This is a genomic window from Edwardsiella piscicida (genome assembly GCF_001896205.1).
Taxonomy (GTDB): Bacteria; Pseudomonadota; Gammaproteobacteria; order Enterobacterales; family Enterobacteriaceae; genus Edwardsiella; species Edwardsiella piscicida.
The window spans coordinates 1,688,069-1,708,277 of sequence record NZ_MPNU01000001.1 but is presented as its reverse complement, the minus strand read 5'-3'; the positions used below and the strand labels follow the sequence as shown (position 1 = coordinate 1,708,277).

The 20,209-nt window shown below is 58.5% G+C and carries 16 protein-coding genes and 1 pseudogene; 12 read left to right on the top strand and 5 right to left on the bottom strand.

Annotation, left to right across the window (positions count from 1 at the left end):
• Positions 1-55: 55 nt before the first annotated feature.
• Positions 56-691 carry a bifunctional nicotinamidase/pyrazinamidase gene (gene pncA, locus BRD58_RS07800; RefSeq protein ID WP_073382150.1) on the top strand — a complete coding sequence of 212 codons (636 nt, stop codon included), beginning with the start codon at positions 56-58 and terminating at the stop codon, positions 689-691.
• A gap of 33 nt (positions 692-724) precedes the next feature.
• Here pncA and BRD58_RS07795 read toward each other — a convergent pair whose 3' ends face one another.
• Positions 725-982 carry a YeaC family protein gene (locus BRD58_RS07795; protein ID WP_012848338.1) on the bottom strand — a complete coding sequence of 86 codons (258 nt, stop codon included), beginning with the start codon at positions 980-982 and terminating at the stop codon, positions 725-727.
• A gap of 69 nt (positions 983-1,051) precedes the next feature.
• Positions 1,052-1,462: a peptide-methionine (R)-S-oxide reductase MsrB gene (msrB, locus tag BRD58_RS07790; protein ID WP_015683333.1), complete on the bottom strand. Its 411-nt coding sequence runs from the start codon at positions 1,460-1,462 to the stop codon at positions 1,052-1,054.
• 359 nt (positions 1,463-1,821) lie between these two features.
• On the opposite strand from msrB, the gene gapA reads away from it, so the two are divergent.
• The 3 genes from gapA (at position 1,822) to BRD58_RS07770 (ending at position 6,472) form a co-directional block, all read left to right on the top strand.
• Positions 1,822-2,817 carry a glyceraldehyde-3-phosphate dehydrogenase gene (gene gapA / locus BRD58_RS07780; RefSeq protein ID WP_012848336.1) on the top strand — a complete coding sequence of 332 codons (996 nt, stop codon included), beginning with the start codon at positions 1,822-1,824 and terminating at the stop codon, positions 2,815-2,817.
• 105 nt (positions 2,818-2,922) lie between these two features.
• Positions 2,923-3,807, top strand: a complete 885-nt coding sequence (locus BRD58_RS07775; protein WP_015461366.1) for a D-hexose-6-phosphate mutarotase — start codon at positions 2,923-2,925, stop codon at positions 3,805-3,807.
• Positions 3,808-4,210: 403 nt separating this feature from the next.
• Complete coding sequence (locus BRD58_RS07770; protein ID WP_073382147.1) at positions 4,211-6,472, top strand: TonB-dependent hemoglobin/transferrin/lactoferrin family receptor; 2,262 nt, start codon at positions 4,211-4,213, stop codon at positions 6,470-6,472.
• Between the two features lie 58 nt (positions 6,473-6,530).
• Here BRD58_RS07770 and BRD58_RS07765 read toward each other — a convergent pair whose 3' ends face one another.
• Positions 6,531-7,370 (bottom strand): MipA/OmpV family protein, encoded by an 840-nt coding sequence (locus tag BRD58_RS07765; RefSeq protein ID WP_012848333.1) that lies wholly within the window; start codon positions 7,368-7,370, stop codon positions 6,531-6,533.
• Positions 7,371-7,652: 282 nt separating this feature from the next.
• On the opposite strand from BRD58_RS07765, the gene BRD58_RS07760 reads away from it, so the two are divergent.
• The 5 genes and pseudogenes from BRD58_RS07760 (at position 7,653) to BRD58_RS07740 (ending at position 13,917) form a co-directional block, all read left to right on the top strand.
• Positions 7,653-9,587, top strand: a complete 1,935-nt coding sequence (locus BRD58_RS07760; protein WP_012848332.1) for a PrkA family serine protein kinase — start codon at positions 7,653-7,655, stop codon at positions 9,585-9,587.
• Between the two features lie 57 nt (positions 9,588-9,644).
• Positions 9,645-10,917, top strand: a pseudogene (locus BRD58_RS07755) (YeaH/YhbH family protein).
• 185 nt (positions 10,918-11,102) lie between these two features.
• Positions 11,103-12,869 carry an ABC transporter ATP-binding protein/permease gene (locus BRD58_RS07750; RefSeq protein ID WP_015461363.1) on the top strand — a complete coding sequence of 589 codons (1,767 nt, stop codon included), beginning with the start codon at positions 11,103-11,105 and terminating at the stop codon, positions 12,867-12,869.
• A 388-nt stretch (positions 12,870-13,257) separates the two neighbouring features.
• Positions 13,258-13,515, top strand: a complete 258-nt coding sequence (locus BRD58_RS07745) for a hypothetical protein (RefSeq protein ID WP_012848329.1) — start codon at positions 13,258-13,260, stop codon at positions 13,513-13,515.
• Between the two features lie 186 nt (positions 13,516-13,701).
• On the top strand, positions 13,702-13,917 hold the full coding sequence (locus BRD58_RS07740) for a YccJ family protein (protein WP_012848328.1): 216 nt from the start codon (positions 13,702-13,704) through the stop codon (positions 13,915-13,917).
• Positions 13,918-13,951: 34 nt separating this feature from the next.
• Here the strand turns inward: BRD58_RS07740 and BRD58_RS07735 are convergent, their stop codons facing one another.
• Entirely contained in the window at positions 13,952-15,205 is a 1,254-nt protein-coding gene (locus BRD58_RS07735) for a D-amino acid dehydrogenase (protein ID WP_069579634.1), read from the bottom strand.
• Positions 15,206-15,369: 164 nt separating this feature from the next.
• Here BRD58_RS07735 and BRD58_RS07730 point away from each other — a divergent pair, with 164 nt between their 5' ends.
• Positions 15,370-16,908: a SpoVR family protein gene (locus BRD58_RS07730; RefSeq protein WP_069578486.1), complete on the top strand. Its 1,539-nt coding sequence runs from the start codon at positions 15,370-15,372 to the stop codon at positions 16,906-16,908.
• 70 nt (positions 16,909-16,978) lie between these two features.
• Here BRD58_RS07730 and fadR read toward each other — a convergent pair whose 3' ends face one another.
• A complete protein-coding gene (fadR, locus tag BRD58_RS07725) occupies positions 16,979-17,698 on the bottom strand; it encodes a fatty acid metabolism transcriptional regulator FadR (RefSeq protein WP_012848325.1) in 720 nt (239 codons plus the stop codon).
• 228 nt (positions 17,699-17,926) lie between these two features.
• Between fadR and BRD58_RS07720 the strand changes: the two genes are divergently transcribed.
• The gene (locus BRD58_RS07720; protein ID WP_069578484.1) at positions 17,927-18,211 is read left to right on the top strand and encodes a hypothetical protein; all 285 of its coding nucleotides are present in this window, start codon (positions 17,927-17,929) and stop codon (positions 18,209-18,211) included.
• A 411-nt stretch (positions 18,212-18,622) separates the two neighbouring features.
• Positions 18,623-20,197, top strand: a complete 1,575-nt coding sequence (nhaB, locus tag BRD58_RS07715; RefSeq protein WP_012848322.1) for a sodium/proton antiporter NhaB — start codon at positions 18,623-18,625, stop codon at positions 20,195-20,197.
• Positions 20,198-20,209 lie beyond the last annotated feature (12 nt).

The window sequence follows — 20,209 nt, the reverse complement described above, 5'->3', positions numbered from 1 at the left end:
GCCGCGGCAGCGCCGGGAGAGACAGCCTAGCCATACAACCACGGGAGAACGACGGATGTCCGCTGCACTTTTGCTGATCGATCTACAGAATGATTTTTGCCCTCAGGGCGCGCTGGCGGTTCCCCAGGGCGATGAGGTCATCCCCGTCGCCCTGCAGGCGGTCGCCATGGCGCGTCGGGACGGCATCCCGGTGATCGCGACCCAGGATTGGCATCCGGCGGAGCATGGCAGCTTCGCCAGCCGCAGCGGCGGTCAGCTGGGCGAGGTCGGCGAGCTCAATGGCCTGCCCCAGGTCTGGTGGCCTGACCACTGCGTGCAAAACACCATCGGCGCCGCGTTTCACCCGGCCCTGCGCGATACCGCCTTCGATTTTGTGGTGCATAAGGGGACCGACGCCGCGGTGGATAGCTACAGCGCCTTTTTCGACAACGGGCGGCGCTGCGCCACCGCGCTGGATGCCTGGCTGCGCCAGCACGGCATAACCCGCCTGTGGCTGCTGGGTCTGGCGACGGATTACTGCGTGAAGTTTTCGGTGCTGGACGCCCTGCGCCTGGGCTATCAGGTCAATATCATTCGCGACGGCTGCCGCGGCGTGGATCTCACGCCCGGCGATAGCGAACGCGCGCTGGCCGAAATGGTCCGCGCCGGGGCTAGCCTAACCCCGCTCACCACGCTCAGCAACCTGCGCTGAGCGCACACCCTCGGCACCGCTCCGCGCGGTGCCCTACTTCGCCAACGGCGCGCTAAACAGCGCCTTCAGCGCCTGCTTGCTTTTCATTTCTATCTCCCCGCGGGTATTCACCGTTAAATGCGCCGCACGGTGATTATGGCGTGACTGGTACAGCATCACCATTTGCAGCGCCTCGCCGCGCTGCGACTCGCTCAGCCGAGAGCCGTCCGGCCACTTGCCCAGCTCAACGGCGGTCACCAAACGCTGGTAGACATCTTCATTCATTATTGAGATCAAGCGCTCAATATCCATATGTCCTCGCTAATATCCGCTTTGCTGAATCGCTTCACCATGGTACTATCATTTCAAGACATCAAGGGGTTAACCCAGGGTCCAGCGGCCATCCTCTCCGGCGCAGAAATGTAGCGCAGCGGAGTTCACGCAATAGCGCTCACCGCTGGGTTGGGGGCCGTCGGGAAACAGATGTCCCAGATGCGCATCGCACTGCGCACAGCGAATTTCGATGCGATGCATATGGTGCGAATCATCATCCAGACAGCGAATGGCGTCGGCGCTATAGGGGCGAAAGAAGCTCGGCCAGCCGCAGCCGGAATCGTATTTACTGTCGGAATAGAACAAGGGGCTGTTGCAGCACAGGCAGTGGTATATCCCCTCCTGGCGGTTATGCAGCAGTCGGCCGCTAAACGGCGGCTCGGTGCCACGCTCCTGAGTGACATAGCGTTGCATTTCGGTTAATTGATGTGGGGATTGGGAGAGGTTTTCTTTAGCCATGTTATGTTCCGCGGCCTGCGTCGAATGGATAGGATTGGGCAGAAATAGAATGCCATCCAACATAACAAACAGTTAACAATAGATCAGCATCATTTGGTCTAAACTGTGTGGCTGGAGCGCGGCGGGAATGACTTTTGTGATGAGCATCACAAACAGACAGCACGCAGGTTTGAGACTCTCGCCGCCGCCCCCATGTATGATGGAATACGGTGAGTTTGGCATCGTGGATGCTATCTGCACAGTCGCCGCGGCGGCTTTGACGTATAGCAACAATTGACACGATTCCGCTTGACGCTCCATAAGGTTTTTGTAATTTTACAGGCAACCTTTTATTCACTAACCAATAGCTGGTGGAATATATGACTATCAAAGTAGGTATCAACGGTTTTGGCCGTATCGGCCGTATTGTTTTCCGTGCTGCTCAGGAACGTTCTGACATCGAAATCGTTGGCATCAACGATCTGCTGGATGCCAACTACATGGCATACATGCTGAAGTACGACTCTACTCACGGTCGTTTCAACGGCACTGTTGAAGTGAAAGATGGCCACCTGATCGTTAACGGTAAAAAAATCCGTGTTACCGCTGAAAGAGATCCGGCTAACCTGAAGTGGAACGAAATCGGCGTTGACGTTGTTGCCGAAGCGACCGGTCTGTTCCTGACCGACGAAACCGCGCGTAAGCACATCGCCGCCGGTGCCAAGAAAGTCGTCATGACTGGCCCGTCTAAAGATGCTACCCCGATGTTCGTTATGGGCGTAAACCACAAGAACTACGCTGGCCAGGAGATCGTTTCCAACGCATCCTGCACCACCAACTGCCTGGCTCCGCTGGCTAAAGTCCTGAACGACAACTTCGGCATCGTTGAAGCGCTGATGACCACCGTTCACGCTACCACCGCGACCCAGAAAACTGTCGACGGCCCGTCCATGAAAGATTGGCGCGGCGGCCGCGGCGCTAGCCAGAACATCATCCCGTCCTCTACCGGTGCAGCCAAGGCCGTTGGCAAGGTCATCCCGGAGCTGAACGGCAAACTGACCGGTATGGCTTTCCGCGTTCCGACCCCGAACGTCTCCGTTGTTGACCTGACTGCTCGCCTGGCCAAGCCGGCGACCTATCAGCAGATCTGTGACGTGATGAAGGCCGCTTCTGAAGGCGAAATGAAAGGCGTTCTGGGCTACACCGACGAAGCCGTCGTTTCTACCGACTTCAACGGCGAAGTATGCACCTCCGTGTTTGATGCCGACGCCGGTATCTCTCTGAACGACAACTTCGTGAAACTGGTTTCTTGGTATGACAACGAAACTGGCTACTCCAACAAAGTTCTGGATCTGATCGCACACATCTCTAAGTAAGTGCGCATTGTGATCCCGTGATAAAAGGGCGACACTCAGTGTCGCCCTTTTTATTTTGTGTCTGCGGCAGCGCCTTCACCGAGGAGCCTTACCATGTCCCAGAGCATGTCCGAAAAGATTTTTTCCTTACCGGTCGAACGACAGATCACCCCTTACATCAGCCTGCGCCAGCTGGATGCGTTGCCCATCGTGGTGGTCAACCACCCGCGGCTGCGGGCCGCCGTCGCCCTGCAGGGCGCCCACCTGCTGCTGTGGCAGCCCAGCGGCGAAAAACCGGCGCTGTGGCTCTCGCCGGACTCCGCCTTTCAACCGGGCGAACCGATCCGCGGCGGTGTGCCCATCTGCTGGCCCTGGTTTGGCCCGGCCCAGCAGGAGGGCTATCCGGCACACGGCTTCGCCCGCAACCTGCCCTGGACCCTCAGCGCACATGATGAAGACGCGCAGGGCGTAACCCTGACCCTCACCCTGAAAGAGAGCGACGCCTCGCGTAAATACTGGCCTCATGACTTTAGCCTGACGGCCCGCTATCGCCTCAGCGACCACTGCAGTATGGAGCTCGAAGCCTATGGCGACTACCGCTGCCAGGCCGCGCTGCACACCTACTTCAATATCGCCGATATTAACGCCGTCTCCGTCTCTGGGCTGGGTGAACCTTATCTGGATAAAGTCAACGGCGGCGCCGAGGCTATCCAGCAGGGAGCGCTGACCTTCAGCGCGCGTACCGACCGCGTCTATACCGCGCCGGAGCCATTCAGCGTCATTCACGATCGCGGCTTCCAGCGCAGCATCGAGATCCACCACCACCATCACAGCGACGTCGTCGCCTGGAACCCGTGGCGTGAGATTGCCGCTGCCATGGCCGATATGCCCAATGACGGCTATCACACTATGGTGTGCGTTGAGACCGCCCGCGTCAGTCAACCGCTGCAGGTCAGCAGCGGCTGCCCTGCCCGCCTGGCCGCCACGCTGCGCCTGCGCCCGCAGCGCTGATACGCATCAACCGGCTCTCCGCTGCACGGGAGCCGGGATTTCCCTAGACCGCGTCAATCGCATTGGTGCCAGCGCACGCGGCGCAGCTGTAGCGCCTTCCCCTCCCCGCTCACCCGCTCTGGTAGTCACCTTATCCACCGACATCCCTCTCATCGCGGCCGACATCCTCTTGACTTGCCGACGACGACACCGCCCAGCCTCGCGGCGGTCCTATCCGACGCCATACGCGCATGGGCGGCCCTGCGTCACCGTGGCGATGCGCTCAACGCCGCACCAACGGCGCGCTATGCCCGGTCATCTCCACGCCGCGTCCACGCCGCACGCATGTCGCGTAAACACGCATTACTTGAAAATAATTATCATTATCAATTAATATGTATGACCTTTTAGATGCTTCTGGGTTATGTATATGATAAAGAAAATACTTTTTACTACGCTGCTCCCCCTCAGCGCGCCCCTCATCGCACAGACGGCGGGATCGGAGAAAAAAGATGCCGAGGATATCGTCTATGTCATCGAAAAGCAGGAGGAGAAAATTAATGAGACGACGCTCTCACAAAATGAGATAGAGAATCAGCTGATTTTCGATATGCAGGATATTGTTCGCCATCTTCCCGGCGTCGGCGTCTCCAGCGATGGACGCTTTGGCAATAATGGATATAGCATGCGAGGCGTTGATAAGGATCGCGTGGCCATCGCCGTCGATGGTATCCCACAGGGCGAAACCTTCGATAACCTCATTTACAAGGGGTACGGCTATTTTAACGGCAGCATCAACAATATCGAAACTGACCATCTGAAAACCGTACTGATCGCCAAGGGGGCCGACTCGTTATTTATGGGCAGCGGCGCCTTGGGCGGCAGCGTGCAGTATGTCAGCAAAGATCCCGGCGATCTGATTAGGTCGGGCAATAGCGGCTTGGTTTCCCGCAGCGCCTATAGCTCCAAAAATGATGAAAAAATGCAGACCCTCGGGGGCGCGTTCAGCACGGATATTATCGAAGGCATGTTGCTTTACACCTACCGCAGCGGTCATGAAACCGACAACTTCCGCCATGAAAACGATGTGTTTGGCCGCGCTCGTGGAACGCCCGATCCGCAGGATAAAAAGCGCCACTCGCTCCTCTCAAAGGTCAACCTCATGCTAGGCGACGCGCACACCCTCAGCGCCACCGTCGAATATGCCAAGGAAAAGACCTATACCGATGAGAAGTCGTGGCACCTCTTCTCTGCATATCACCGTACCGGTAACGACCTCTCGGAAAAAAGGCGCTACAGCATTTCTGATACCTGGCAGCCCGGCGCCTATATCGACACGGTCAAAACCGAATTTAACTGGCAAAAAATCGCGCAGACCGCCTTTAGCACGATCTATGAAGACTTTGATCAGGGATATTATGGCGATATTTTTGAAGAGAAAAACCGTAGGCTGACCCAATATGGCCGCTACTTGAATAACGAAATCTCGTTCAACTGCTGGTCGTTACTGGCTACGCGCCATCATATGACCCTGCGTACCCAGTATGCCACGAAGCGCTTTGATAATGTCAATGCGGACACGACCTGGCTGGGCAACCCCAAGCAACCCTACCGGGACGATCAAAAGATCATCCGACCGGTCTCTAGCCGCGATATCAATGCCACCGTCGTCGATGAAATCGCGCTGCCCGGCAGTCAGCTCAGCCTCATCGCCGGAGCCCGCTATGATAGCGTCGCACATAAGCCCGACGCAGGCCCGTTATCCCTGGCGAAAGACAGCGACCCTCAGCCCAACCGCTACTCTGCCCTTTCATGGGCGCTGACCGCCAACTACGCAATAACCCCCCGCTATACGTTGCAGTATAAAATAGGCAAGGGCTTCCGCATTCCTACGGCACAGGAGCTTTATTTCGATTATGGCGATAGCATCGCGGCTAACCGCGTTGAGCCGAATCCCAATTTAAGACAGGAGCAAGGCCTGAGTAACGAAATCGCGCTCAGCTATCAGGGCGATATCGTACAGAATAAGATCAACGCCTATTACACCAAATACACGGACTTTATCGATCTCAAGCAGACGGAGAAACAGGTTCCCAATCCTTGGTTCAATCCCTCAAATCCATCACGCTGGAACAAACCGACCCTTCCACAAAACCACCTGCAATATACAAACGTCGCCTCGGCCTATGTCTGGGGGCTTGAGCTGACAAACGAATTCCACTTCGCCAAAGCGCTCGGTGGGCAGGATAACTACAGCTTACGCAATAGCCTGAGCTACGCCCGAGGGAAAGATGCCAGCGGAAACGCATTGCTATCTATTCAACCTTTTAAATGGGTTTCTTCGTTAGCCTATCGGCATCCCTCCGAGCGATATGGTGCGGAGCTCTTTATGACCTATGCGGCGAAAAAGACGGAGAGCCAGGCTATTCACAATGGACGCGCCTGGCCATACCTGAGCGCGAGCTATGTTGTCTTTGATACCACCGCCTATTATAACGTCAGTGAAAATATCTCACTGCGCGCCGGCGTGTTTAATATGTTAAATAGAAAATATAGCACTTGGGATACTCTGCGCAGCCTACCGGAGTTCGGCACGACCAATCAGATAGATAGCGATAGAGCTGGCCTACGGCGCTTCACTGCACCGGGGCGAAACGTCGCCGCTGATATTTCATTCTACTTCTAACGCGAGAGCAGGGTCGCCAAAGCGACCCTGCTGATAGTAACGCGATGCACGGCAGCGATTAGAAACGGTAGGTCACGCCAGACCACAGCATGCCGGTATAGCTCTTCGCGATCATCGGGCTGTCCTTGATTTGGCTGCTCAGCTGCACGAAGCGGCCGGCGAAGAATGCATTCCAGTCGGCATTGATGCGATAGTACGTGGTCAGCTCCAGATAGGGTGACCAGCTGTTTTCCGGGCTGTACTGCTGCAGGCTGCTGCGACGCGCCTCGCTGTCGGACACGCCAAAGTAGTAGCTGTTCTGATTAGCGCTGTTCCAGGTCACGCCGACGCCGGGGGTAAAGCTCCAGTCCCCGTGGTGCAGGGTGTACAGGTAGGCCAGATCGCCCACCAGGCCATTGCTGTTATCCAGAATATCGCCAACGAAGGAGGCGCGCAGCGTTCCCCACGCTTCGTGGTGGCTATAGCTCAAGCCGGCCATCACGGTCGCGTAGCGGTTATTCAGGCGCTTCATCCGCCAGTCATCGCTGTCGCTGGCGCGAAAGCGCCACGGCGAATAGAACGCGGTGGCGCTCAGCTGATCCTGCTGATCCTTCCACAGATAGTAGCCGGCGGTCAGACTGTGAAAATAGAAGCTGTCGCTGTCATAGTTCACCATCGGCACAGGATAAACGCGGTCGTTATCACCACGGTAGGGATCCGGGGCGACCAGAGCGGAGGCACCGATAGACCATGTGCCCGCGTGGGCCGCGGCAGTAACCAGCAGGGCCAGTGAGCCCAGCGCAGAGAGCGTACGTTTTTTCACCGTTAACATCTTCCAATACAGAATAAAAATATGTCGGATGATTATACTCAGCAAGTGGTTAATCGCATCATCTTTTACCTGAAAAACAGTTAACATGCCACTTTTCATCCTATTCTACTCCCCACTCCCCGCGCGACCGCCGAACGCGGATATCCTGCGCCGCCGCATCACCGTGTCTAAACTGAGTGCTTGAAATGCCATGGGAAAAAAGCCATGAGCGGCGGGCAAATTCTAGGATGCCAACTAAGCTTGATCTCAGGGGGAGACTACGGTCGGCCTGCCATGTGCGGATGCCCCGGCGCAACAACGCGTTTTCGCGCGACCGCAGCGACGCGGCATTCTCCTTAACCTGTGCTGAAAAAAAGGACGGGCATCGCTATGAACATATTTGACCAATATCGCCAGCGCTATGAAGCGGCCAAGGATGAGGAGTTCACGCTACAGGCATTCCTCACCCTCTGTCGCCAGGATCGCAGCGCCTATGCCAATGCGGCAGAGCGTCTGCTGCAGGCCATCGGCCAGCCCGACATGATCGATACGGCGCAGGACCCCTGCCTCTCCCGCCTGTTCTCCAACCGCGTCATCGCCCGCTACCCCGCCTTTGCCGAATTCTATGGCATGGAGGAGGCCATCGAGCAAATCGTGGCCTACCTGCGCCACGCGGCGCAGGGGCTGGAGGAGAAGAAACAGATCCTCTATCTGCTGGGGCCGGTCGGCGGCGGCAAGTCCTCTTTAGCCGAGCGACTGAAGGCGCTGATGCAGTACGTTCCCATCTACGTTCTGAGCGCCAACGGTGAGCGGAGCCCGGTCAACGACCATCCCCTGTGCCTGTTCGATACCCATGAGGATGGCGCTATCCTCAGCCAGGAGTACGGCATCCCGCCGCGCTATCTGGGAACCATCATGTCGCCGTGGGCCGCCAAGCGTCTGCGTGAGTTCGGCGGTGACATCACCCAGTTCCGGGTCGTCAAAGTGTGGCCGTCGATCCTGCAGCAAATCGCGATCGCCAAGACCGAGCCGGGCGACGAAAACAACCAAGATATCTCCGCGCTGGTCGGTAAGGTGGACATTCGCAAGCTGGAACACTACGCCCAGAACGATCCCGATGCCTATGGCTATTCCGGCGCGCTGTGCCGGGCCAACCAGGGGATCATGGAGTTTGTGGAGATGTTCAAGGCGCCGATCAAGGTGCTACATCCGCTGCTGACCGCCACCCAGGAGGGGAACTATAACGGCACCGAAGGGATCTCGGCCCTGCCCTTCAGCGGCATCATTCTGGCGCACTCCAACGAATCGGAGTGGGTGCAGTTCCGTAATAACAAGAACAATGAGGCCTTTCTCGACCGCGTCTATATCGTGAAGGTCCCCTACTGCCTGCGGGTATCGGAAGAGATTAAGATCTACGACAAGCTGCTGCGCAACAGCGAACTGGCGCTGGCGCCCTGCGCTCCGGGCACCCTGGAGACACTGGCCAGCTTCAGCGTGCTGTCGCGTCTGAAAACGCCGGAAAACTCCAGCCTGTTCTCCAAGATGCGCGTCTATGACGGCGAAAGTCTGAAGGACACCGATCCCAAGGCCAAGTCCTACCAGGAGTATCGCGACTATGCCGGAGTCGATGAGGGGATGAACGGCCTCTCCACCCGCTTCGCCTTTAAGATCCTCTCCAAGGTCTTCAACTTTGATCATGCCGAGGTCGCCGCCAACCCGGTACACCTGTTCTACGTCCTGGAACAGCAGATTGAGCGCGAGCAGTTCCCCCAGGAAACTGGGGAAAAATACCTTGAGTACCTGAAAGGCTACCTGATCCCCAAATACGTCGAGTTTATCGGCAAAGAGATCCAGACGGCCTATCTGGAATCCTATTCCGAGTATGGTCAGAATATCTTTGACCGCTACATCACCTATGCCGACTTCTGGATCCAGGATCAGGAGTACCGCGACCCAGATACCGGACAGCTATTTGACCGCGAGTCGCTCAACGCCGAACTGGAGAAAATCGAAAAGCCGGCGGGGATCAGCAATCCAAAAGATTTCCGTAACGAAATCGTCAACTTCGTACTGCGCGCCCGCGCGCACCACAGCGGCCACAATCCTAACTGGACCAGCTATGAGAAGCTGCGTACCGTTATCGAGAAAAAGATGTTCTCCAACACCGAAGAGCTGCTGCCGGTGATCTCGTTCAACGCCAAAACGTCCAGCGAGGAGCAGAAGAAGCACGATGACTTCGTGCACCGCATGATGGAGAAGGGCTATACCCGCAAGCAGGTCCGCCTGCTGTGCGAGTGGTATCTGCGGGTTCGTAAATCATCCTGATGACCCGCTCCGGGCGGCGCTTCGCCGCCCTTTCCACTTGGCAGACTGGGAGGCGCCATGGCCTACTTCATCGATCGCCGCCTGAACGGCAAGAATAAGAGCGCGGTAAACCGCCAGCGGTTCCTGCGCCGCTACAAATCGCAGATCAAACAATCGGTCGCGGATGCCATCCACCGCCGCTCGGTCTCTGACGTAGAGAGCGGCGAATCGGTCACGATTCCACGCGACGATATCAGCGAACCGCTGTTTCAGCAGGGGAGCGGCGGCGAACGCCACCGGGTTCACCCCGGCAACGACCACTTTGTCCCCCATGACCACATCGAGCGCCAGCAGGGCGGCGGCGCCGGCGGCGGCAGCGGTGATGCCGGCAACGGCGAGGGGGGGTCAGGATGACTTTGTTTTCCAGATCTCCAAGGACGAGTATCTGGATCTGCTGTTTGAGGACCTGGCCCTGCCCAACCTGCGCCACAGTCACTATCAGCAGCTGACCGAATTCAAAACCCACCGCGCCGGCTACACCGCCAGCGGCGTTCCGGCCAACATCAGCGTCGTGCGCTCCCTGCGAAACTCGCTGGCGCGGCGTACCGCCATGAGCGCCGCCAAGCGGCGCGCGCTGCATCAGCTGGAACAGCAGCTCGACGCGCTGCAGCACAGCGAACCGGCGCAGCCGCTGGAGACCCTGCGGCTACGCAACGAGATCGAGACGCTGCGCCAGCGTATTGCTCGGGTGCCGTTTATCGACAGCATCGACCTGCGCTACAAAAACTACGAGCGGCGCCCCGAGCCCTCCAGCCAAGCGGTCATGTTCTGCCTGATGGACGTCTCCGGCTCCATGGATCAGGCCACCAAAGAGATGGCCAAGCGCTTCTATTTACTGCTGTACCTGTTCCTGAGCCGCAACTACAAGAATATCGAGGTGGTCTATATTCGTCACCACACCCAGGCCAAAGAGGTCGACGAGCAAGAGTTTTTCTACTCTCAGGAGACCGGCGGCACCATCGTCTCCAGCGCGCTGAAGCTGATGGATGAGATCGTCCGCGCCCGTTACGATCCCGCTCAGTGGAACATCTATGCCGCCCAGGCCTCCGACGGCGACAACTGGGCCGATGACTCCCCCCTGTGCCAGCAGTTGCTCACCACCCGGCTGCTGCCGCTGGTACGCTACTATTGCTATATCGAAATCACCCGCCGCGCCCACCAGACCCTATGGCGAGAGTATGAGGGGCTGAGCCAGCGCTGCGACAACTTTGCCATGCAGCATATCCGGGAGCCGCAGGACATCTACCCGGTCTTTCGGGAGCTGTTCGCCCGTCAGGTCGCCTCCCGCTGATCCCCCGCCGCCGCACAGGGCGGCGGGAACCGTCCCGATAATCGCCCGCCGTTCGACGACGGGGTATCCTAAACGTTCGGCATATCATTAAATTACTTTACAATTGGCCACAGAACGTTTGTCATGTCCCGTGGCCTAAACGGACACCCCTTTTTATTATTTTCATGCTGTAGGAAAGTCATCGCATGCATTTCACCCAAAAAGCCACCCACTGGCGGGAAGTGTGGCAGCTGATCAGGCCCTACTGGGTTTCAGAAGAAAAAGTCAGCGCCTGGACCCGTCTGCTCGCCATCGTCGTCCTGACCCTGGCCGCGGTGTACCTCAATGTCCTGTTTAACGAGTGGAACCGGGTATTCTACGATGCCCTGCAAAACCGGAACTATGCGGTATTCAAGGCGCAGCTGATCCGCTTTAGCTATCTGGCGTTTATCTACATCGCGATCGCCATCTTCCGCATTTACCTGACCCAGGGGCTGCAGATGCTGTGGCGCCAATGGATGACCCGGCGCTATATGGATAAATGGCTGGGACACCAGGCCTATTATCACACGGAAATGCAGCAGTCGATCGATAACCCCGACCAGCGTATCGCTCAGGATCTCAACGCGTTGACCAGCGGCACGCTCTCCCTGACGCTGGGGCTGCTCTCCAGCCTGGTGACCCTGTTCTCCTTCGTCGCGATCCTGTGGTCGGTCTCCGGCTCGCTTTCACTGATGATCGCCGGCCATGCGCTGGAGATCCCCGGCTACATGGTGTGGTTTGCCCTGCTGTATGCCGGGCTCGGCTCCATGATGATCTGGCTGGTGGGCCGCCCGCTGGTCGATCTCTCCTTCGATCAGGAGCGCTTTGAGGCAAACTTCCGCTTTGGTCTGATCCGGATCCGCCATAACGCCGACCCCATCGCGCTGTATCACGGTGAACCGCAGGAGCGCCAGCAGCTGGACGGCCAGTTTCAGAATATCCGCCGCAACTGGTGGAGCATCATGCGTCTGACCCGACGCCTCAACTTCGCCAGCAACTTTTACGGCCAGTTCGCCATCATCTTCCCGATTCTGGTGGCCGCGCCGCGCTATTTTGCCAACGCTATCCAGCTGGGCACCCTGATGCAGATCTCCTCGGCCTTCGGCCAGGTGCAGGGGGCTCTATCCTGGTTTATCAACGCGTTTGACGATCTGGCCTCCTGGAAAGCCTGCGTAAACCGTCTGGCCGGATTCAATAAGGCGGTGGAAGAGATTAACGCTCACCCCGGCGGCATCCGCCATGGACAAACCGCGGGCGCCGACGAGGCGCTCACGATCAAGGCGCTGACCCTGCAGCTTCACCAAGGACGTACGCTGTTTAACGATGTCAGTCTGCAAGTGCAGCGCGGCGATCGCGTGCTGATCACCGGCCCCTCCGGCTGCGGTAAGTCGACTCTGCTGCGCGCCATCGCCGGCGTCTGGCCCTACGGCCACGGCGAGATCCTGCGTCCGGATGAAACGACGCTGCGCACCCTGTTCCTGCCGCAGCGCAGCTACCTGCCGATAGGCAGCCTGCGTGAGGCCATCTGCTACCCCTACAGCGCGACCACCTATAGCGATGACGAACTGAAGTCTATCCTGCAAGCCTGCCGCCTAAGCCACCTGTGCGATGCGCTGGGCAGCCGCGCCAACTGGTCACAGCAGCTCTCCCCCGGGGAGCAGCAGCGCATCGCCTTTGCGCGTGCGCTGGCGCTGCGCCCGGATATTCTGTATCTGGATGAGGCCACCAGCGCGCTGGATGAAGATACTGAGCAGCACGTTTACCGCCTGCTGGAGGCATACCTGCCGGGCGTGACGCTGATCAGCGTCGCTCACCGCAGCAGCGTCGCGCCGTTCCATACCCTGCGCTGGCGCTTTCGCCGCGAGACGGAGGATGACCAAGGGCGTGAATTTGCCCCGTCGCAGGTCGAGGTCTCCGCGCTGAACGCCTGACGCGCGCCGGCCCCGCGATAGCGCCGCCGAGCAAGCGCGGCGATATCGTATATGCTTAATCGAGGAGCGGGTGCGCAGACGATCGCGCCCGCGCCCTCGTAAAGCGTGGCGTGAACGGAGAGGTATCGCGCGGCATGAGGCGTGAAAGCCAAGGCATTTATGTAATAAAAGGCGCTATTAATTTAGCTAACTGTGAGTTCAGACACAGCGCACGGCGCGACTCACCGAACACAATAGGAATAGTAAGGAAAAGAATGCTAACGTAAGTAAATTATTATCACGGACGAATAATTAAACCATTTACATCGTCTGCATGCGTCTCGGTGCTGATACTGCTCCCGTTGGACAGTCCCTGAGCCCTTTCTGCCATACCCAGGGGAATTTCACTATGAGCACACTCCTCGATCTGCCCGGCGATAGCGTTATATCCAATGAACGCACCCATTTCGATAATGAAGTTTCACGCGTCATCGGCGAAACCGTCAGCGATTTAATTCATCGCGATGGCGATATTATTTACGGCGATTTAATTCACGCCTTGGCGCGATCCGCCCGCGTGGAAGCCAGTCAACAGCGCCGCGCGCTGCTGCTCTGCGCCCTCGACCGCCTGCTGGGCGATCAGCCGGCACAGGGACTCCGCTCCTGATCGCCGCCGCGGGGGCCTCGGCCCCCGTCCTCGCTTTATTCCTTCCGCAACATGTGGCAACACAAGGGGCTGGCGCAGCAGCCTATGCTGCGTTATGGTGATTAGAGGGCAGATTGCCTCTGTCATCGGCCCCTTTCCGCTGGATCGGTACATCCGTAACCGCGATCATTTTCAAGGAGACTTTTTATGACCAAGCCGCATCACATCGCCGAATGGGCACGCGTGCGTGAAACCTCTTTAGAAATTGCCGAAGCCATCTTCGAACTGGCGCACGGTGACGAAGCCCTGGCGCAACAGATTTGGGAAGAAGGAAACGATGATGTCCTGCCGCGGGCCTTCGCCAAAACGGATCAGGATCAGCTCTACTGGGGAGATGAGACCATCTCCCGCGCAGACGTCTAACCCGTATTATCCCCTGCCCGCCGTGTCCGCCGCATTACGCGGTATAGCGGGCAACCGATAAATCATCGGCGCGGATCGCCGGCGTCACACCGGAGATGATATCCGCCAGCAGCTGGCCCGATCCGCAGGCCATGGTCCATCCCAGCGTACCGTGGCCGGTATTGAGATACAAATTCTCCAGCGGTGTCGCCCCCACCAGCGGCGTACCGTCCGGCGTCGCCGGACGCAGCCCGCTCCAAAAGCTCGCCTGCGGCAAAAAACCACCGCGCGGATAGAGATCGCGCACCACTTTCTCTAGGGTGCGGCGCCGAGCCCGCGGCAGCGACATGTCAAAGCCGACTACCTCCGCCATACCGCCAACCCGGATACGCCGATCGAAGCGGGTGATCGCCACCTTATAGCTCTCATCCAGCACCGTCGAGCGCGGCGCGGCGTCAGGGTCGTCGATGGGCAGCGTCAGGGAGTAACCCTTCAGCGGATAGACCGGGATCGCCACGATATCCTGCAGCAGCCCGGTAGAGTAGGCGCCCAGCGCGACCACATAGGCATCCGCCACCAGCGTATCGTGGCCACACTGTACGCCCTGTATCCGCGCCCCGCTGCGCAGTAGTCGCAGGGCCTGGGTATTAAAGATAAAGCGCACTCCGGCCTGCGCCGCCCGCTGCGCCAGCTGACGGGTAAACAGCTGGCAGTCCCCGGTTTCATCATGGGGCAGATGCAGGCCACCGCTCAGGCGCGCACGCGCCGCCGCCAGCGCCGGCTCTACCGTCGACAGCTGCGCCGCCGGCAGCAGTTGATAAGGCACCCCGGCCTCGCGTAGAACGGCAATATCACGCGCGGCGTTCTCATACTGCTGCGCCGTGCGAAACAGCTGCAGGGTTCCCAGCTGCCGCCCCTCGTAATCGATGGGGGTCGTCTGGCGCAGCTGCACCAGGCAGTCGCGACTGTATTCGGCCAGCCGAACCATCCGTGCTTTATTTTGGCCATAGCGGGCGCTGTCGCAGTTACGTAGCATCTGCCACAGCCAGCGCAGCTGAAACAGCGAACCGTCCAGGCTCATCGCCAGCGGCGCATGACGCTGAAACAGCCATTTAAGCGCCTTGAGCGGGATCCCCGGCGCCGCCCAGGGCGCCGCATAGCCCGGCGAGATCTGTCCGGCGTTGGCCGCGCTGGTCTCCAGCGCAGGCCCCTCCTGACGATCGACCACCGTTACCTGATGTCCGGCCTGCGCCAGATACCACGCGCTGGTCACGCCGATCACGCCGCTGCCCAATATCACTACCCGCATCTCCGCTCCTCCGCTGCCGCGCGCATGCCCGATACGCTGTACATCAAGCATATGCGATAACCGGAGCGCGCGCTGTGGCAATCCGGCAGTTTTCAGCACGTAGGCTACGCTTGTATCAGGACGGCATGCCGCGGTCCGTATAATGGCTTGAGGGAGGTGTGTGCATGGCCAGGTCAAACGCTGCAACCCGTAACTCCACGCCGTGCCTGAGCGATGGCCCGGACTGGACGTTTCCGCTGCTTCAGGCGTATCTGAATGAGATCGATCGGGTCGCCCGGCACTACCGGCTGGATACCTATCCGCACCAGATAGAAATCATTACCGCCGAACAGATGATGGACGCCTACTCCAGCGTCGGCATGCCGATCAACTACGCCCACTGGTCCTTCGGTAAAAAGTTTATCGAGACCGAGCGGCGCTATAAACATGGTCAGCAGGGATTGGCCTATGAGATCGTGATAAACGCGAACCCCTGCATCGCCTACCTGATGGAGGAGAACACCATTACCCTGCAGGCGCTGGTGATGGCCCACGCCTGCTACGGCCATAACTCCTTCTTTAAGAATAACTATCTGTTCCGCACCTGGACCGACGCGGGATCCATCATCGATTACCTGCTGTTTGCCCGTAACTATATCCGCCAGTGCGAGGAGCGCTACGGCGTTGAAGAGGTCGAGAAAATACTGGACTCCAGCCATGCGCTGATGAACTACGGCGTCGATCGCTACAAACGGCCGCAGAAGATCTCGCTGGATGAGGAGCGTGCGCGCCAGAAGGCACGCGAGGCCTATCTGCAGAGCCAGGTCAACGATCTCTGGCGCACCCTGCCGCGCCGAGAGGCCGAGGTGCTGGCAAGGCAGGATCAGCGCTTCCCCAGCGAACCCCAGGAGAACATTCTCTATTTCCTGGAAAAAAATGCCCCGCTGCTGGAGCCATGGCAGCGGGAGATCGTGCGTATCGTGCGCAAGATCAGCCAATACTTTTACCCGCAGAAGCAGACACCGGTCATGAATGAAGGCTGGGCCACCTTCTGGCACTACACCCTGCTCAACCATCTCTACGACGAGGGGCGCGTCAGCGACCGCTTTATGCTGGAATTTCTGCACAGCCACACCAATGTGATCGCCCAGCCATCCTATAACAGTCCCTATTACAGCGGCATCAACCCCTATGCCTTGGGATTCGCCATGTATCAAGATATTCGGCGCATCTGCCAGCAGCCGACCCCCGAAGATCGGGAGTGGTTCCCCACCATCGCCGGGCGTGACTGGCTGGAGACGCTGCACTTCGCCATGCGCGACTTCAAGGATGAAAGCTTCATCAGCCAGTTTCTGTCGCCGCGCCTGATGCGCGAGTTTCACCTGTTCAGCGTCCTGGACGACGAGCGTAATAGCTATCTGGAGATTGAGGCTATCCATAACCAGGAGGGCTACCGGCTCCTGCGAGAGCGGCTATCATCCCAGTATAATCTGAGCAACCTTGAGCCGAATATTCAGGTCTGGAACGTCGCGCTGCGCGGCGATCGCTCGCTGACCCTACGCTATATTCCCCATAACCGGATCCCGCTGGATACCGCCAGCCGCCGGGCGGTCATCAAACATCTGCAGCGGCTGTGGGGCTTTGACGTTTATCTGGAGCAGGTAAATGAAGACGGTGGCGTAGAGCTGCTGGAGCGCTGCCCTCCACATCCTGACGGGATCTAAATAAAAACCGGGGGCGCCAAGCGCCCCCGATTAACGGAAGAAAGGGAGATCGGCTGGATATGCCGCCGGCTCAGGCGCGCCCATCGGCCAAGTCGCGCGGGATCCCGCTCTGCATTCCGTGCCAGATAGCGCCGCTCTCTTTGCCGTAGCTGCGGACAAACTCCATCACCTGATCGTGCTGACGGGTCGCCGCCAGCTCGCCGAGACGCGAATAGAACGCCAGCGCCAGGCGGCGCGCCTGCGGATTGGAAAAGTAGTAGCGACCGACCCGGGTATACAGCCCCTTCAACCCATTGAGGATCAGACCGTAGATCGGATTGCCGCAGGCGAAGGCCAGCGCGCGAAAAATACGGTAGTCCAAGTCGGCAAAGGCATCGGCGCTATCCTCTACCGTCGGGGCGTCGGCTACGATAGTCTCAACCTTATCCGGGTGCTGACGCACCGCGGCGCGAATAAAGATAGCGGCAATATTGGTACGTACGGCCAGCACATTGTCGATCAGCTGCGGGACGCTATCGTGATCTAAACGCGCCAGCGTCTCCAGAATATTCAAGCCGGAGGTTTCCCAAAAGTTGTTCACCTGCGTCGGCTTACCATGCCGGATCGTCAGCCATCCATCGCGCGCTAAACGCTGCAGTACCTCACGCAGGGTAGTACGGGTAACGCCAATCAGCTCAGACAACTCTCGCTCTGCGGGCAGGATAGAACCGGGTGGGAAACGGTTATTCCAAATACTTTCAATTAAATACTCTTCCGCAAAACCAGCTGGACTCTGCGCCTTAATAACCATGTTGTTAACGTTCCGTCACGACAATAAGAATAAGCAAAACAAGATTGCTCATCATACCAGATGGCAACCCGCTGATATAGCGCCGATAGCGCTTAAACATACAAACTGTGCCCACGGCGGCAAAAGCCACGTGCGAATACGAAATGCGAATAAAATTCATTTTCTATTGAGCCTGCGGCAGCAGTAGATATATAATAAGACTCATTATCAATACTGCGGAGAGAGATCATGGACATCACGGGTATCCTTATCGTCAGCGCCGCCGCACTGAGCAGCGTCGCGCTGCTCATCACCCTGTTTGCCGACGGCGGAGCACCGCGTTTCCTGCGCACGCCTTCTCCCCGCGCAGAGCCGCGCTGCGACCGCGCCCAACTGCCTGCGCAGGAGGAGACGCTCCCCCCCATCCTGGGCAACCTGACGCTACACCCGACGGCACAGCCTCGCCTGGGCTCGCTGGAGTTTCCCTTACCCGCGCCGCGCATCGCGCTGGGCAATCTGGGCTCTCTCCGGTAACGGGTTCTCCCCTTCTATCGCATGCCGTCCCTCGACCTCCGCATGTCATATCGATAAATAATGCGCTCACAGTTTTTTATTCCACACTCTGGGCGCTGAACCGCGTTACTCCCCCTTTCCAGCGTGCCCCATTGCAGCCCTGCGTCAAAATCGGCAAGATTTGCCCTCATCGGTACGCCGCCCCGCGCGGCGCCCGCATCGGCCGTGGATGGTGCCGTGGTAAGACACTTATATTAGGAAACTCGACAATAATTAAATGATTTATAAGAGGTTATATCAAGGCGCCACTTTGCCGCCCGCCGTGAAAGTAGTATAGTCTAATTATTTCCCGGCAAAGATATTCTCCGTTCCGCTTTCTGGGATCGCGCCGATACCGGCAAAATCACATAAGAAATCAGGTTTAACGACGTTATGACAATCACATATACCCAGGCCTTCGCGAAGAACTTCCTCGGTAATGCGCCGGGCTGGTACAAAATCGCCATTCTGGTCTTTTTAATCATCAATCCACTGGTTTTTGCCCTCAGCCCGTTCTACGCCGGCTGGCTGCTGGTGATCGAGTTTATCTTCACCCTGGCCATGGCGCTGAAGTGCTACCCCCTGCAGCCCGGCGGCCTGCTGGCGCTTGAGGCCGTCTTTATCGGAATGACCAGCCCGGAGAAGATCGCCCATGAGATAGCCGCCAATCTGGAAGTGCTGCTGCTGCTGATCTTCATGGTGGCCGGTATCTATTTTATGAAGCAGCTGCTGCTGTTTGTCTTCACCAAGCTACTGCTTAACATTCGCTCGAAGATAGCCCTATCGCTGGCCTTTTGTCTGGCGGCGGCGTTCCTGTCCGCCTTCCTCGATGCCCTGACGGTGATCGCCGTTGTCATCAGCGTCGCGGTGGGATTCTATGGCATCTACCATCAGGTCGCCTCCGGCGGCGGCAGCAACGTGGCGCTCAGTGACGACAGCCTCTTGACCGACAGCGCCAAGCGCGATGCCCTCGATCAGTTCCGCGCCTTTCTGCGTAGCCTGCTGATGCATGCCGGCGTCGGTACCGCCCTCGGCGGCGTCATGACCATGGTCGGTGAACCGCAGAACCTGATCATCGCCAAAAACGCCGACTGGCATTTCGTCTCGTTTCTGCTGCGCATGGCGCCGGTTACCGTGCCGGTCTTCTTCTGCGGTATCTTCACCTGCTACCTGGTCGAGCGATTCTCCCTGTTCGGCTACGGCGCCCAGCTGCCGGATCGCGTGCGCCAAATCCTGCTCAACTTCGATCGGGAGAGTACCAACAGCCGCAGCCGTCAGGATAAGCTGCGCCTGATGATACAGGCCCTGGTCGGCGTCTGGCTGGTGAGCGCGTTGGCCTTCCACCTGGCAGAGGTCGGGCTGATCGGGCTGAGCGTGATCGTACTGGTCACGTCACTGTGTGGGGTCACCGACGAGCACCTGATCGGTAAGGCGTTTCAGGAGTCTCTGCCCTTCACCGCGCTGCTCACCGTCTTCTTCTCCGTCGTGGCCGTGATCATCGATCAGCATCTGTTTACCCCGGTGATCCAGTTTGTGCTGCAGTCGCCGCCGGATCGTCAGCTGACGCTGTTCTATCTGTTCAACGGGCTGCTCTCGTCGATCTCCGATAACGTCTTTGTCGGTACGGTCTACATTCACGAGGCGAAGGCGGCGCTGGAGTCCGGCGCAATCTCCCTGAAGCAGTTTGAGCTGCTGGCCGTTGCCATTAACACCGGCACCAACCTACCGTCGGTCGCCACCCCCAACGGTCAGGCCGCGTTCCTGTTCCTGCTGACCTCTGCGCTGGCGCCGCTGATCCGTCTCTCCTATGGCCGCATGGTCTGGATGGCGCTGCCCTACACGGTGGTGATGACGCTGGTGGGCCTGCTGTGCGTGACCTTCGCGCTGGAGCCGGCAACGCAGCTCCTGTCTCAGTGGCATCTGCTGACCCTGCCACCGGCGCAGGACGTGCTCAGCGGCGGGCTATAACTCCCGTCCGTC

Excerpts from the sequence above, each read along its gene's own strand:
- pncA (WP_073382150.1), top strand. The coding sequence starts at position 56 with ATGTCCGCTGCACTTTTGCTGATCGATCTACAGAATGATTTTTGCCCT.
- BRD58_RS07795 (WP_012848338.1), bottom strand. The coding sequence starts at position 982 with ATGGATATTGAGCGCTTGATCTCAATAATGAATGAAGATGTCTACCAG.
- msrB (WP_015683333.1), bottom strand. The coding sequence starts at position 1,462 with ATGGCTAAAGAAAACCTCTCCCAATCCCCACATCAATTAACCGAAATG.
- gapA (WP_012848336.1), top strand. The coding sequence starts at position 1,822 with ATGACTATCAAAGTAGGTATCAACGGTTTTGGCCGTATCGGCCGTATT.
- BRD58_RS07775 (WP_015461366.1), top strand. The coding sequence starts at position 2,923 with ATGTCCGAAAAGATTTTTTCCTTACCGGTCGAACGACAGATCACCCCT.
- BRD58_RS07770 (WP_073382147.1), top strand. The coding sequence starts at position 4,211 with ATGTATATGATAAAGAAAATACTTTTTACTACGCTGCTCCCCCTCAGC.
- BRD58_RS07765 (WP_012848333.1), bottom strand. The coding sequence starts at position 7,370 with ATGTTAACTGTTTTTCAGGTAAAAGATGATGCGATTAACCACTTGCTG.
- BRD58_RS07760 (WP_012848332.1), top strand. The coding sequence starts at position 7,653 with ATGAACATATTTGACCAATATCGCCAGCGCTATGAAGCGGCCAAGGAT.
- BRD58_RS07750 (WP_015461363.1), top strand. The coding sequence starts at position 11,103 with ATGCATTTCACCCAAAAAGCCACCCACTGGCGGGAAGTGTGGCAGCTG.
- BRD58_RS07745 (WP_012848329.1), top strand. The coding sequence starts at position 13,258 with ATGAGCACACTCCTCGATCTGCCCGGCGATAGCGTTATATCCAATGAA.
- BRD58_RS07740 (WP_012848328.1), top strand. The coding sequence starts at position 13,702 with ATGACCAAGCCGCATCACATCGCCGAATGGGCACGCGTGCGTGAAACC.
- BRD58_RS07735 (WP_069579634.1), bottom strand. The coding sequence starts at position 15,205 with ATGCGGGTAGTGATATTGGGCAGCGGCGTGATCGGCGTGACCAGCGCG.
- BRD58_RS07730 (WP_069578486.1), top strand. The coding sequence starts at position 15,370 with ATGGCCAGGTCAAACGCTGCAACCCGTAACTCCACGCCGTGCCTGAGC.
- fadR (WP_012848325.1), bottom strand. The coding sequence starts at position 17,698 with ATGGTTATTAAGGCGCAGAGTCCAGCTGGTTTTGCGGAAGAGTATTTA.
- BRD58_RS07720 (WP_069578484.1), top strand. The coding sequence starts at position 17,927 with ATGGACATCACGGGTATCCTTATCGTCAGCGCCGCCGCACTGAGCAGC.
- nhaB (WP_012848322.1), top strand. The coding sequence starts at position 18,623 with ATGACAATCACATATACCCAGGCCTTCGCGAAGAACTTCCTCGGTAAT.